At 34.2% G+C, this 14,551-nt stretch carries 13 protein-coding genes; 5 read left to right on the plus strand and 8 right to left on the minus strand.

The features are described 5' to 3' along the window. Positions 1–247 precede the first annotated feature (247 nt). From glmM to MRU_RS02335, 4 genes are all read right to left on the minus strand, one after another. Complete coding sequence (glmM, locus tag MRU_RS02320) at positions 248–1,639, minus strand: phosphoglucosamine mutase (protein WP_048812376.1); 1,392 nt, start codon at positions 1,637–1,639, stop codon at positions 248–250. Continuing rightward, the gene (locus MRU_RS02325) at positions 1,617–2,855 is read right to left on the minus strand and encodes a 2,3-bisphosphoglycerate-independent phosphoglycerate mutase (RefSeq protein ID WP_012955261.1); all 1,239 of its coding nucleotides are present in this window, start codon (positions 2,853–2,855) and stop codon (positions 1,617–1,619) included. The genes glmM and MRU_RS02325 overlap by 23 nt, the downstream gene beginning before the upstream one ends. A gap of 398 nt (positions 2,856–3,253) precedes the next feature. After that, on the minus strand, positions 3,254–3,952 hold the full coding sequence (locus MRU_RS02330) for a TIGR00297 family protein (RefSeq protein WP_012955262.1): 699 nt from the start codon (positions 3,950–3,952) through the stop codon (positions 3,254–3,256). A gap of 412 nt (positions 3,953–4,364) precedes the next feature. Beyond that, positions 4,365–4,943: a 30S ribosomal protein S3ae gene (locus MRU_RS02335; RefSeq protein WP_012955263.1), complete on the minus strand. Its 579-nt coding sequence runs from the start codon at positions 4,941–4,943 to the stop codon at positions 4,365–4,367. Between the two features lie 752 nt (positions 4,944–5,695). Between MRU_RS02335 and MRU_RS02340 the strand changes: the two genes are divergently transcribed. From MRU_RS02340 to MRU_RS02355, 4 genes are all read left to right on the plus strand, one after another. Next, complete coding sequence (locus tag MRU_RS02340) at positions 5,696–6,499, plus strand: class II glutamine amidotransferase (protein WP_012955264.1); 804 nt, start codon at positions 5,696–5,698, stop codon at positions 6,497–6,499. A 25-nt stretch (positions 6,500–6,524) separates the two neighbouring features. Continuing rightward, positions 6,525–7,250 (plus strand): gamma-glutamylcysteine synthetase GshA1, encoded by a 726-nt coding sequence (locus MRU_RS02345; protein WP_012955265.1) that lies wholly within the window; start codon positions 6,525–6,527, stop codon positions 7,248–7,250. Then, positions 7,184–7,921 (plus strand): hypothetical protein, encoded by a 738-nt coding sequence (locus tag MRU_RS02350; RefSeq protein WP_143714288.1) that lies wholly within the window; start codon positions 7,184–7,186, stop codon positions 7,919–7,921. Before MRU_RS02345 ends, MRU_RS02350 begins: the two co-directional genes overlap by 67 nt. A gap of 112 nt (positions 7,922–8,033) precedes the next feature. Then, the gene (locus tag MRU_RS02355) at positions 8,034–9,458 is read left to right on the plus strand and encodes a glutamate--cysteine ligase (protein WP_012955267.1); all 1,425 of its coding nucleotides are present in this window, start codon (positions 8,034–8,036) and stop codon (positions 9,456–9,458) included. Positions 9,459–9,567: 109 nt separating this feature from the next. On the opposite strand, the gene MRU_RS02360 is transcribed toward MRU_RS02355, so the two are convergent. From MRU_RS02360 to MRU_RS02375, 4 genes are all read right to left on the minus strand, one after another. Continuing rightward, positions 9,568–9,906 carry a NifB/NifX family molybdenum-iron cluster-binding protein gene (locus MRU_RS02360; RefSeq protein ID WP_012955268.1) on the minus strand — a complete coding sequence of 113 codons (339 nt, stop codon included), beginning with the start codon at positions 9,904–9,906 and terminating at the stop codon, positions 9,568–9,570. A gap of 123 nt (positions 9,907–10,029) precedes the next feature. Beyond that, on the minus strand, positions 10,030–10,212 hold the full coding sequence (locus MRU_RS02365) for a hypothetical protein (protein WP_048812377.1): 183 nt from the start codon (positions 10,210–10,212) through the stop codon (positions 10,030–10,032). After that, entirely contained in the window at positions 10,197–11,768 is a 1,572-nt protein-coding gene (locus MRU_RS02370) for a ClC family H(+)/Cl(-) exchange transporter (RefSeq protein ID WP_012955269.1), read from the minus strand. The genes MRU_RS02365 and MRU_RS02370 overlap by 16 nt, the downstream gene beginning before the upstream one ends. 135 nt (positions 11,769–11,903) lie before the next feature. Further along, positions 11,904–13,211: a prephenate dehydrogenase gene (locus MRU_RS02375; RefSeq protein WP_012955270.1), complete on the minus strand. Its 1,308-nt coding sequence runs from the start codon at positions 13,209–13,211 to the stop codon at positions 11,904–11,906. Between the two features lie 182 nt (positions 13,212–13,393). On the opposite strand from MRU_RS02375, the gene MRU_RS02380 reads away from it, so the two are divergent. Next, positions 13,394–14,455, plus strand: coding sequence for an mRNA surveillance protein pelota (locus MRU_RS02380; protein ID WP_012955271.1), 1,062 nt, complete (start codon positions 13,394–13,396; stop codon positions 14,453–14,455). The last annotated feature ends 96 nt before the right edge of the window (positions 14,456–14,551 follow it).

Consider the following 14,551-nt stretch of genomic DNA (forward strand, 5'->3'; position numbering starts at 1 on the left):
TCAATTACTTTTTTAACTTTTTTTCTTGCTATTTTTATTGTTTTCATTTAAACTGTTTATTTTAGCTACCTTTTTTTAATAATATTTTATTGGTGTTATTTTTTTAAAAAAAGAGTTTATGTTTTATAAAAAAAGGTTTTGCTTTTAAGTAATTAAAATAAGTTTTATCCGTGTTTAATGGTGGAAAAAAAGAAAGTAAGAGAATAATTAGATATTCTCTTTAGTTTGAATATATTGTCTGATTTGACTAAATATTCTCTTTAATGATTTTGACACAAGTGTCTCTAATGAATTCTGCTTTTTCTTGGGTTTTGGCTTCTAAAGTTACTCTGACATAGTCTTCAGTACCTGATGGCCTTACCAATACCCAACTGCCGTCTTCAAAGCTTAATCTTATGCCGTCGATTGTATTGATTTCCTTAATGTCATCAAAGGCGTTTTTAAGGAGCTCTTCCATGTTTTCCATCACGGCTATCTTTTGCTCTTTTGAACATATGACCTTTTCCCTCATATGAGGATAGTCAGTGAATTGTGCTAGAAGCTCTGATAGCTTTCCTTCCTTTGAAACGATTTCTGCCATTCTAAGCCCTGATAGGATTCCGTCTGGACACATGCAAAAGTCTTGGTGAAGCCAAGTTCCTGAAGGCTCTCCGCCGAAGCTTGCATTTTCTTCTATCATCACTTCAGCTACGTTTACGTCTCCTACCTTTGTTCTGAGGACCTTTCCTCCTACTTCTTCCATAGCCTCATCCATGCATAATCCTGCATCTACAGTTGTTACCACTGTTCCTCCGAATTTCTTGGATACAAGAGCAAGAAGCTTGTCAAAGTCTGAAACCTTACCGTTCTCATCGACGGTAATCATTCTGTCTGCATCACCGTCGTGAGCAATTCCAAGGTCTGATTCGGTTGCTACAACCGCTTTCATAAGGCTTGAAAGGTTTGCTATATTTGGCTCTGGGTTTCTTCCAGGGAAGAATCCGTCAACCTGTGAGTTTAAGGTGATTACTTCACATCCTGCTTTTCTAAACAATACTGGGGAAAGTTCAGATCCTGCTCCGCATGCACAGTCGATGACCACTTTAAGACCTGGCTTGATGTCTACAATGTCTAAAAGATCATCTATATATTGCTTTTTAATCTCATCATTATGGCTTATTATTCCTATTTTGTCCCATTCAACCTTTCCGAAGTCTTCGTTGTAGTAGATTTCTTCTATCTTTTCTTCCTGTTCTGGTGTATAAGCCATTCCGTTTGCATTCCAGAGCTTGATTCCATTATACTCTGAAGGGTTGTGGGAGGCTGTAAGCATTATTCCAGCATCTGCACCTAGCTTAATGGTTGCATATCCTACAAGAGGTGTTGGAACCATAGCTATCTTGATTACATCGACTCCATGCTCGATGAGTCCTGCAGTGATTGCCTGTTCAAGCATTCTGTTTGTAGTACGGGTGTCATAGCCGATAACTACCTTTCCAGTGTTATTTAAGTATTTGGCTAATGATTTTCCTATTTTAAGTGCCAATTCAGAGGTGACTTCTGAACCTATCTTTCCTCTGATTCCAGAAGTTCCGAATAATTTTTTATTTGCCATATTATAACCTCGATAATTTGATTTAGGCTCCAAACTTATGTGCATAGCCCATTAGGTCAGTAAGAATGTTCATTACATCTGCTCCTCGGATTCTGCACATTCCTCCTTTAGCCACTGCATATTCATTGTATTCCTTTACATCGTCTACTCTCACTTCAGGGCCGTTGATTATTATAGGAACTGGGTCTCCTGAGTGGTTTTTAACTGAAATCGGTGTGGAATGATCTGCAGTTAGGAAAATATAAATGTCCTCTAGCTTTAAAAGTTCGCTCATTACAATCTCATCCACCTTTTCAATGAATTCAAGCTTGTCTTTTGCATTTCCATCGTGACCTGCTTCGTCTGCTCCGTCAATGTTTACAAGGAAGAAGTCATGTTCTGAGTTGTTTACCTGATCTACGATTGTATCTCTGATATTGTAAAGGTTGGTGTCCACTCCGCCGGTAACATCTTCCATTTCAATGATGTCCATTCCAGCAAAGCGTCCGATTCCCATGATAAGCCCTGTTTCTGCAATGCATGCAGAATTGACTTCATATTTCTCGTTGATTGGCTCCACTTCAGGCACTTCTCCTGCACCACGAGGAATTATGATATTTGCTGGTGGAAGTCCTTCTTCAATTCTTTTAAGGTTTACTGGATGATCTTTAACCATTTCATAGGATTTGACCACTAATTTGTTAAGGATGTCTGCAGTTTTATCTGCTTCTGGGCTTCCGTCAAGGCCTTTTACTTCTTTTGGTTTGTTTCCTTCCACTTTAGGGTCTGCATCGCTTACCTCACCAGATAATCCTTCTCCTCTAAGGACTAGAACTGCCCTATGCCCAGTGGATTCCTTGAATATGATTTCAATGTCTTCGTAGCCTTCAATGACCATTGTGTTTAGGACGTCTACAATGTCCTTTGTGCCTTCTCTGATTCTGCCTGCACGTCTGTCTGTGATTATTCCATCCTCATCTGAAGTTGAGAAATTACATCTGAATGCAATGTCTCCAGGTATTACATCCACTCCGACTCCAGAGGCTTCAAATGGGCCTCTTCCAGTGTATACTTCGTAAGGGTCATATCCTAATAGGGATAAGTGTGCTGTGTCACTGCCTGGTATGATTCCAGGAGCTATTGAGTCCATTATTCCTGTTATTCCTCTTTCAGCCATTTTATCCATATTTGGAGTCTTTGCAGCTTGGAGTGTAGTTTGATTGTTAAGTTCCTTTAAGGGACGGCCACCCAATCCGTCCATAACCAATATCATTCCTTTCATGATTTCACCATCTAAATTAAATTAAAAATCATTTATTAATTGTTTTTATATCATTAGTTTATGAAGTAATAATTTTACTAAATTAAATTACTATTAATAAATAATATGAATTTATATGTTTATAAAACTTGTTTTTATTTGGTGATTTTTTATGTGTTTTCTTGGTGTTTTTGGATGAAGTTTGTGAAAAGGTTAATGATTTGATTTATATAAAAAGAGTAAAAAGGGGTTTTTTCAAGTTTAATTTAAAGTGTTTGAATTTTTAAAAGAAGAGTAAAAAGGGGTTTTTTCAAGTTTAATTTAAAGTGTTTGAATTTTTAAAAGAAGAGTAGAAAGTGTTTATTTGTTATAAATTAATTTAAAATGTTAAAAAAAGTAAAAAAAAGTTTAATAGGTAGTTACATTACAGAAATAATACCTATTATTGCTCCAGAGATGGTAGCAAGCAAGTTAACATGCTCATTGTTAATAAAGTTTCTTCTCTCTAGGACTGCTCCAAGGATACTGTCTATAAAGCAGCCTACGGTTCCAGAGATTACAGAAATCTTAATTGCTATCAATGGATCTGGCATGATTCCAAGTAAAAATGAAGCGATTCCAATAATTCCTGCTCCTACAATCGCTGCTGATGTTCCTAAAATTGATATTGCCCCATCTGTGCCTGCAGGTACTTTCTTAAAGCTTGTAATCAAACGAGGCTCTTGAAGGACACCTATTTCACTGGCTAATGTGTCTGCTGTAGCTGTAGCTACTGCTCCGATAAATCCTCCAGCCAATGGCAGATAATAGCTTCCGAATGCAGCCATCAGGAAGGCCACCAATCCGTTAGAGATAACATTCTTTGCAGTTCTGGTCTTTTCGTATTGTCCTATTTCCTTTTTGTATGGCTTTGAAAAGCGTGTGGCCATTATGCTTAATATGAAGAACAGTACGATTAAGATAAACCATGACACTCCTGCTGAGAAGATGATGGTTATTCCCATAAAAATCATTATTAGGGCACCTAGCATGTCTAGGCTTTTTCTTTTATAGCTTATTGCTCCTAAAATAAAAAGAAGCACTACATATCCCCAATTTATCATTAAGGCTTCTTTCATATAATCACTTTTTTGAAATAGTTTTTTTAAACAATTAATAATTGAATTAATTTTTATTAAATATTTATATAAAGTTATTTAAATATTTTATCTTATTTTATTGCTTTATTCAATTTATTCTTATGAAATATTGTCTTAAAAGTAGATTTTATTGCAATGTCATAAAATATGGTGGCTATTTCTCTTATTCTGAAAGGTTTAAAATATATCTTAAAAATAGAATATGTAATATGTGGTTTATATTGTTTCAAAAAGTTTAAAATAAGTTTTATGAAAAAAGTAATGATTAATCATAATGTTATTTAAAAAGGTTTAAAATAAGTTTTATGAAAAATAAGTAATGATTAATTATAATGTTATTTAAAAAGGTTTAAAATTAGATAAATAAAAAAAGAAAAAAATATTAGATTATTTAATCTAATACTTTGCTTTTGATGATTTCTACTCTCTTTAAAGGATAGATTTTTTTAGCTTTGTGGTAAACTTCAGAAGCTAATCTACCGTTTACAGAGATTTCTACAAGTTCATCAAAGGTTTTTTCGCTAGCAACATTGCTAACTAATTCGGTAATGGTTTCTCTCATGTATTTTTGTTGGGAAGATTTAGCTCTTCTGGTGGTTACAGCTAATACATGGAGTTTTAATTTACGTTCATCTTGGGTGGTTACAATAACCGGAGCGTCGATTCTACTGGTTCCTCTTCTGATCATGCTTCTTACATAATCGGTAGTGGTCTTGTGTCCGGTAAATTTGGTGCTTGCAATGTCTCCTGCAACGTTGTCAACTTCAAATTGTAATTTGATGTATTGTTTGGAGAAGTCTCCGGTTAATTCTCTCATGGTTACTTCTACAGTTCTTCCGTATACAAGTTCTGGGTCTCTTGCAGGGGTGGTACCGATTTCCTTTTCTCCGAATGCTATAGGAGTTTTGATGGTGTACCAAGATTTTTCTTTCCAAGTGTCACGTACTCTACGTCTTTGTTTCTTTGCCATTTATATCATTCCTCTCTTATTTTTTTGACGTAATTATCTTATAGAATAATTAGTTGTTTTGTTTTTATAGTAAAACATAGCCACGGCTAATCTAGATTGAATTGATAGAAAATAGTGGGCTATGATTAAATTTATAATCCAAACTTAATTTTAGTTTAGACAGTAAAAATATAATATTAAAAATCGCAGGTTATGGGCTAATGTCACTTAAGATATCTGAAGTGGCCTTTTGTTAAAAATAGATAGAAAATAACTTATAAATTTTGATTATAAGTTCATATAGTTTTATAATCTATAGTTTGCCTGCTCTGGAATCAATCCATTGAATTTAAAATAATATCATAAAAGTTTTAAATAAGTTTAAAACCCGCCCATTAAGGTTATAGTTAGTTTTAATTTTCATAGTATTTAAATATTTTTAATATTTTAGTTTTTATTTTTGAAAATTTTAATTTTTTATAATCCTTTTAGGAATTTTTCTTTTTGATTAGGATATTATTTTTAAAATTTTCCTATCATTTTTGAAATAGTCTAAAGGTTTATATTTTATAAGCAATATATGATTTTATAATTTCTTTTAGTTGCTTTAAAAAGATTTCTCTTATGGGAGATATTAATTGTTTTCGCTTAATAATTTATATCCTATGAATGATATAAGTTCATAAAATTGCTTTTTATCGCCCCCTTGAAACTATAATTTTAAATACTATAAGGAATATAACAATTGTTATAAAACTAATGGAGGTAAAAATATGTGTGAGATATTTGGATTCTCATCCTCTAGGGAAGAGGAATTAAATGATTATTTAAAGACATTTTTCAGTCATTGTGAAGAGCACCCTCACGGTTGGGGATTGGCTATTTTAGATTCAGATAAATATCAAATAAGAAAAGAACCGGTAAAGGCCCGAAGTAGTGTAATGTTAGGAAATATTTTATTAAATCCAATAGTCTGTAAAAATATGCTTGCACATATAAGATTGGCTACGATAGGCAATTTGGATTTCTATAACTGCCATCCTTTTGTAAAGAAAGACAATTCAGATAGGAGATGGACTCTTATTCATAATGGAACTATCTTTGACTGCCAGGATCTTTGTAGATACAGTACAGAAGAGGAAGGGGAGACAGATTCCGAAAGGATATTGCTTTATATTGTAGATACAATCAATAATTATGAATCTGTAAAGGGAGAGCCTTTAAGCTTAAAGGAACGTTTTGATATAGTTTCCAGCTTGATTAAAGGAATGTCCTGCACCAATAAGTTAAATCTTATGGTTTCAGATGGTGAGCAGATCTATGTTCACACTAATCTAAAGGATTCCCTTCATTATCTAAAGAAGGACCATTCCATTTTCGTTTCAACACAGCCATTGGATGATGATGACTGGAAGGAGGTTCCATTAAATAAGACATTTTCAATCATTAACGGTGACGTATTGTTTGAAAGCGATTCACATTCAAATGAATATTTCGAAACAGAGGAACAGCTTAGATTCATTGAAAAGTTCTTAGAGTCATTAAAGACAGATTCAGATGAGGAGTACGCTTGGTAATGGGCTAGCGTATAGGGGAGATTTTATGTGTAAAGATGGTATTAGCGATGAGGCATTAAGAGAAAAATTGTATCAAGCATTTTTAGAGCCTACCAAAAAGGATAAAAAGGAATACATAGGCATTGAAATAGAGATGCCAATAATCAATCTTAACAAGGAAGCGGTAGACTTTAAAGTTGTTCATAAGGTCACTAGGGATTTCAGTGAGGAATTTGATAACTTTGAACTTGAAGGAATAGATTATGATGGAAACATCTATGCATTGAGAGATAAGGCTAGTGATGATATAATTTGCTATGGCTGCTCCTATAACAATATAGAATTTGCAATGGGAAAGGAAGAGAATCTTTTTTCTGTAAATGAGCGTTTCCTTAAATATTATTCATATTTTAAAGATAAGTTTGAAGAGCATGGACATACATTGACTGGAATGGGAATCAATCCATATAGAAAGTACAATAATGAGGTTCCGATTCCAAATGAAAGGTATCTTATGCTTTTTCATCATCTAAAGTCTTCCTCTGACTATGTAGGAATGGAGTTTCACCAATATCCTGCTTATGGCATGTTTTCAAGCGCATCTCAGGTGCAATTGGATGTTCCTTATGATGAATTGGTGGACAATATTAATGTCTTTTCAAAATTAGAGCCGATTAAAGCACTGCTTTTTTCAAATTCCGTTTTTTGGAAGAGAATGAAGACTATCTTTGCTTTAGAGATATCTTATGGGAATTCAGTACCCATGGCGTAAATCCTAAGAATATTGGAATGTATAATCAGGAATTTGAGGACATTGATGAGCTGCTTTCCTATTTGGAGTCCTTAAATATCTATTGTGTTATGAGAGATGGGTTATATATTAATTTTCCTTCAATGGGGCTTAAGGAATTCTTCAGCAAGGACAAGATAACAGGAGAATACTATTGTAAGGGAGAATATAAGAAAAGGGAATTTGAACCCTCTTTGGATGATATTCAATATTTAAGAGCTTTTAAGTTTATCAATCTCACCTTTAGGGGAACAATTGAATATAGGAGCGTTTGTACTCAGCCAATTAAGGATTCCATGTCTGTTGCAGCATTCCATGTAGGTTTAAAGCATAAAACCGATGAATTGAATGAATTATTCTTAAAATCAGGCATTTATAAGAATGACTGCGATGCAAATGAGCTTAGAAAACTATTGATTAGAAGGGAAATTCCAGATTTCGTTGATATGGAAAAGATTTATGGATTGGCTTTGAAGGTTCTTGACTTGGCAAAAGAAGGATTGCTTGAAAGAGATTTGGGAGAAGAAGTTTTCTTAGACTCTTTGTATGATAATTTGAATAATAGGACCAATCCTGGAAAAAGACTTTTAGATTCATTAGATGGTGGAAAAAGCTTGGAAGAGATTATTAAAGAGTATGGTGAAGTTGAATAGATTATGGTTATTATGCTTATGTTTTAAGAGCATATTTATGTTTTAGGGTAGAATTAAACAATAAATTTATTTATTTAGGTAGAATTTATAATGCATTTAGTGGGGAGATAAAATGGATAAAATATTTAATCTGTCGCAGATTAAAAATAATTTGAGCTCAGAGCAGCTAAAAGAAGGATCATTTGGGATTGAATGGGAATGCTTAAGGGTCAAGGAAAATGGAGAGCTCTCATTAAGTCCGCATCCTGAGATTTTTGGAGATAAGTTGACAAATCCATATATAACAACTGATTTTTCAGAGAGTCAAATAGAGATAATCACTCCAGCCTTTGATACAATAGATGAGGCTTTTTCATTCTTTTCATTCATGTCTGATCTGGTAAACAGTTCCCTATCAGATGATGAGTATCTTTGGTTTCAGTCATTGCCTTGCATACTTCCAGAGTCTGATAAAATCCCTATAGCCAAATATAAAGGCAGAGGATTAGGGGAAGAATCTATGGAGTATAGAAAGGGTTTGGCTAAAAAGTATGGCCTTAAAAAACAGCTCATTTCAGGGATTCACTTTAATTTTTCATTTAAGGAAGAGCTAATAGAAAGCTTCTATGATGGTGTCATTGGAGATAAGGAGAAGATTTCATATAAGGAATTTAAGGATAGTCTTTATTTAAAGATTTCACGTAATTATATTCGTTATGTATGGCTTATTATTTATCTTACTGGCTGTTCTGTTGCTGTTCATAATAGCTTTACTTTAGATTGTCAGAAATTGATGAATCATAAGGACAATCAGGGAAGCGTCTATAGTGATAGGGGGCCTTCATTTAGAAATTCCTCCTGCGGATATAAGAATTTAGAGCATTTGTATCCAAGTTATGCCTCTGTTGAAGAGTTTACAAGAGATATTCAATCATTTATTGATAATGGACATTTATCTGAGGCAAAGGAATTATACACTCAAATCAGATTGAAGCCAAGAAACCCTTCAGACCTTTTGGGTTCCTTGAATAATAACGGCATACAGTATTTGGAGATAAGGACATTGGACATTAATCCATTCTATAAATGTGGCCTTATTAAGAATGATATGAATTTCCTTCATATGTTTATGATCTATCTTCTAATTAAGGAAGAGTCTGATTATGAAAGCTGGCAGGAAGATGCTCTTTATAATGAGGAAAAGACTGCTGAATGTGGATATGAAGATGGAGTTAAGCTTATTAAGGATGGCAAAGAGGTAGTTTTAAAGGATTGGGCCTTATCTATCTTGGATGAAATGGAGATGATGGTTGAATCATTGAATCTTGAAAATAAGTCTGTTATAGAGTTGATGAAGTTAAAGATAATCAATTCAGACTTGACATATGGTAGGCGTCTTGCTCGGTTGGTGGAAAAGGATGGATATATTGAAAGCCAATTGAAGCTCTCTAGAAATAATAAGTTAAGAAGTAAGTATCTGGTTGAAGAGACCAATTTGCTAAATGATGAAAGGTTTAAAGAATATGTGCCTATTGCTCTTCAAGGATTGAGCAAATAGTCTATTCTTTAATCTTTATTTTATTAATTATTAGTTATTTCAATTTTCTAAAATCTATTTTTTGTTATTTTTTATCTAAACTCATTTTTAGTTCTTTTTTTTATTCTAATTATATTTTAACATTCTTTAGGAACTTCACATGATCTGTGTATTTCTTTAAAACTTCTTCTACGGTTCCTTCATCCTTTACAAGTTTTAATCCAGCATCCTCTGCAAAGATAGATGCCTTAAATCCGAATTCTTCACAGATTGCTACTTCACAGTCCGCTAGTGCCTTAATGATCTTTGGGTTTTGGTGTTTGCTGTCCTTTTCTATTTCTACAGTTCTATGTTCTATAAAGCTTGTTTCATCATTCTCTTCATCGTATTCGTAGATATATAATGAACTGGCTTTTCCAAAGTGTAAATTTACATCCTCTCCGTTTGATGTGGCAACTGCTATTCTCATTTTTTCACCTTTTTCTTTTGAATAATTTAAATTTTAGTTTATTGGTAGTTTTTGGTTTTTTTAAAGTTTTTATTTATTGGAGTTTTTTGTTTTTTCTTTTTTTTCTTTTTTTTAGAGTTTTATTTATTGGAGTTTTTGTTTTTTTAAAGTTTTATTTATTGGAGTTTTTGTTTTTTCTTTTTTTTCTTTTTTTTTTAAAGTTTTATTTATTGGAGTTTTTGTTTTTTCTTTTTTTTCTTTTTTTTTTAAAGTTTTATTTATTGGAATTATTTGTGTTTTCTTTTTAAAGACTATTCTTCTTTCCAATTGTTGTAAATCAATGATTCTATCTTATTATTGTCTTCTGGGTAAGTGTTTTGATTCATAATGATAAATAACTCATCTGCATACTTTAACTCTAGATTCTCATCTGGGATGAGAGTGTTTCCGCTTCTTACAACTGAAACCACCATTGCTGACTTTGGAATAGGAAGCTCCCAGATTTTAGTTCCTATCAATGCACAGTCCATTGGAACCACATACTCTTCCAATACGCTTTTTGTCTTATCAAAGTCGATTCCCTTATTCTTTTTTAGGAGTCTCATAAGCAAGGTCTCATAAATCGGATCATTGTCTAGAATGGTTGGAATGATATATGCAAGGATTACTACAACTATCATTGCAACAATGGAATTTGTAACTCCAGTCATTTCGGCAATAAGGACAACTGCAGTTATTGGAGTCCTAACTGAGCTTGCAAACATTGCAGCCATTGAAATCATAATGAACTTATATGCGATTAATGGGTTCAGTCCAAATATTGGAATTACGATGGCACTGAATATTGCTCCGATATATGCTCCGATTACAAGAACAGGGTAGAATATTCCTCCAGGGGCGCTTGAGCCGAAACAGAATATTAAAAGAAGGTATTTTCCAATCAAAAGGACAATTAGGACAGATAATGGAGGCAAGCTTAGCTCTATAAGGTGCATCATAGAGTATCCTCCTCCAAGCACTTCAGGCAAGAAGAGTCCTACAATTCCAGTTACAAGGAAAACTATGATGAATTTTATCTCAAGAGGGAGGAAACTTAATTTATCCCACATTTCAGCTGCCTTGATCATTCCTACATTGTAGATGTATCCTAATATTCCAATTGCTATTCCTAGGACGATTAATAGCCAGAAATATTCCAATGGAAGATTTAAGGATGTAAATGGAAAGATTGGGCTTTGCCCGAAGAATACATTGGATACTAAAACCGCTACAACTGCTGAAACAAGACCTACAAGGACGATTGATCTGTCAAATCCCTTGTTGATTTCCTCTAATGTGAATATGAATCCTGCAAGAGGTGCGCTGAATGTTGCAGCAAGCCCTGCTCCGCTTCCGCATACTAAAAGACGCTTTTCATCAGTCTTGCTGTTTGGGAGGTATTTTGATACTCCTTTTGCAGCCATGGCTCCTAATTGGACAGATGGCCCTTCCCTTCCAAGGGAAAGTCCTCCAAGGGCTGTAAGGGTTCCTCCAATGAACTTTGCTATTAGAGTTTTCCACCATGTCACATCAAAGTATCCTTTCACCTCTCCCATGACCTGAGGAATTCCGCTTCCTAGGCTGTCTGGGTCCCACTTCATCAGAAGGGCGGTGATAAGTCCCATGATTGCAAGTATGACAAACCATAGAACTATTAGGGTCAAGTCTCCTTGGATATACTTTAGGATGTAGGATAATATGCTTTCTGAGTGGTCTAATCCAAGTCGATACAGGGATACAATGAATCCTGAGAATAAACCGATTAATACAGCCTCTATAATTAGCTTCAGGTAGTATTTTTTATCTTCTACATTTAAGCCTAATGTTTGCTTTATCATTTTCATGGTTTAGCCTCAGATTTTCTTGATTATTCTTAGAATAAGGGTTTTGTTTTCCCTGATTTATTTTTAAAATAAGGTTTTTTCTCTTTTAGTTTGATAAAATTATTTAAATTTGATGTTTTTATTTATTTAGAATTTTTATCTGCTGATTCCGCCAAATCCTATTAAGATGTCTCTGCAGTTTTTAATTGCTTCCATACTGAGAGCTTCTATCTTAAAGGTATAGCTGATTTGGTCTTCCTTTACAGGCTCTCCATCATAAATATCAATTATTTCCACGTCAATTATGTCTTCCATCAGCTTTAAGGTGTCTTTAATGATATGGGGATTTGAATTTTTTGTAAACATAGCGCTTATGTCTCTTGAATAGGTCTTTTGATTGTTTATTTTCCATTCAAAGAGTTCCTTTTCACTTAAAATCGCTACATTAGACATCTTAAGCTTTTTGACTTTCCCGTTTTCATCTTCAAGATATAGGAAATCCAAATCGATTTTTTTGATTTTTCCTACATGGATTGTATCGGAATAGATATGCTTAAGCCCCACTTCCTCTCCAATGGATTGGAGCAATATGTTATATTCTTGGGTGAGGGCATTTATCGCCTTGTCACTCCTACCTAAAGCTCCTTGAATGTCTCCCATATGTTTGGTTGCCTTAAGTGCAATTTCAACAAATTCCTCTTCGTCCTCTTTGCTTAAGGCATCCTTTAATTCACTCATTGAATCAAATAGGGCTTGTCTTATTTTCTCTCCCTTTTTGTTTTCATGCTGTATGGAATAGGTAAGATATGGGTTTTGGGATACGATCCTTGCAATTGTATCGATCATGAGATTATAGATCGGACTTTCATAGTTTTGGGTGTCCTTGAGGTCTACCTGCAGCCTTTCGATTGCTGAAGCTGTTGAGATGTAGGAGAAGTGAGTTAAGACCTGAACGATTCCCATCATGTCATCGTGATGCTCTGCAGTGGTTTCTATTATTCTCATTCCCTTATCCTCTAGGAACTTATAGATTCTAGGATACCATTTTCCCTTTTTAATTGGGGTGAGGACAATGATCTGTCCCTTCAGGTCGGTTGTTCTCGGACCGAAGACAGGGTGGGTTGGGATGAATTCCACTCCTTCGCTCAAGCATTCTTTCATCTTTTTGCTTGGCCCTTCCTTGACGGAGGTGACATCAAGCATCACTGACCCGTCTTTCATGAATGGTGCCAGTTCCTCTATCACTGATTCGGTGCTGGAGATAGGGACGGATATGATTACTATATCGCTGTCTTGAACTATCTTCTTGTTGTTGTTTGAGTATTTCACTCCAATCTCTTCGCTTACTTGAGCTCCAACTATGGAATCTCTTCCTGTAACTGTAACATCAAAGTCAAAATCCTTTAAATACCAGGCTAAGGTTCTTCCTAAACCTCTAGTTCCTCCTATAATGCCTATTTTCATTTGAATTACCTGTAAAAATTGGTCTTATAAATCGTTAATAAAATTCATTGATAGTTTATTTTTTTATCTCTGTTTTTTTAATGAAAAAGTTTTTATACTATCGTTAATTAATTTTATATAAATTGATATTCATATTTTATATTGTTTAATACTGTTTATATAATTTGTTTTAAGGTGTATTTATGAAAGTGACTTCTGAAGATGAGAGCAAAGGAACTGTTGAGCTTTTTCCTGAAACTTTAGATGACTTATGGCATTTGTCCCATATTGTAGCTGAAGGGGACATAGTCTACTCTAAGACTACCCGTAGGATTCAAGATACAAGCGGAGATTTAATTAGGGGAGACCGAGGGGTTAAAAAGACATTCACCTTAGGAATTTCTGTTAAGAATGTCAGTTTTCATCTTTTCACAGGCAAATTAAGAATAATCGGATCAATTGTAAGCGGTCCTGAAGAGTTTGTTCCTTTAGGATCTCACCACACCATCGAAGCCAAGCTTCACACTCCCATCACAATCAAAAAGGAAAGATGGTCCAGCTATGCCTTAAAACGTATTGAACGAGCTATTGAAGCATCTAAAAAATTATCTGCAATCATTGTGGTTATTGAGGATGATGTTGCCGATTTTGGCCTTATGAGACAGTTTGGAATCGAATATTATGGTCCTATCATGGGAAATGTCTCTGGAAAGAGGATAATTGATAAGAATAGGAAGAAAAACATCGAAAAGTTCTATGAAAAGATTGTAGACTACATTAATAAGTTTGATAATATTCAAACCATTGTCCTTGCAGGTCCTGGATTCTTTAAGAATGACTTCTTTAAGTATTTGGAGTTAAAGCATAAGGATTTGGCTAAAAACACAATCATAGAATCTACAGGTTCAGGTGGCCGTGTAGGAATCAATGAGGTATTAAAGAAGGGCACCGTTGAAAAGCTTGCTACCGAAAATAGGGTCGCTTATGAAATATCTGCTGTAGATGCTATTTTAAAGGAGATAGCTATGAATTCTCCATTGGTTGTTTATGGAAAGAAGCAAGTCCATGAAGCCATCAATATGGGAGCAATTGAGAAGCTACTTGTTTTGGATAATTTGGTTAGAAGTGAAAACATGGAAGATTCTATGGATATGGTTGAAAACATGTCTGGTGAGGTTTTGGTAATCAGCAGTCAGCATGAGGGGGGTAAACAGCTTGAAGCCCTTGGTGGAATGGCAGCTAACTTGAGATATGCCATTTCTTAACCTTTTTTTTATTTTTTATCTTGGGTTTTAGTTAAAAATATTATTTTTTTATTTTTCTTTTTTAACTTTGTTTGAAACTTTATATTTTGCTTTTTT

Source organism: Methanobrevibacter ruminantium M1 (assembly GCF_000024185.1).
Lineage (GTDB): Archaea > Methanobacteriota > Methanobacteria > Methanobacteriales > Methanobacteriaceae > Methanobrevibacter > Methanobrevibacter ruminantium.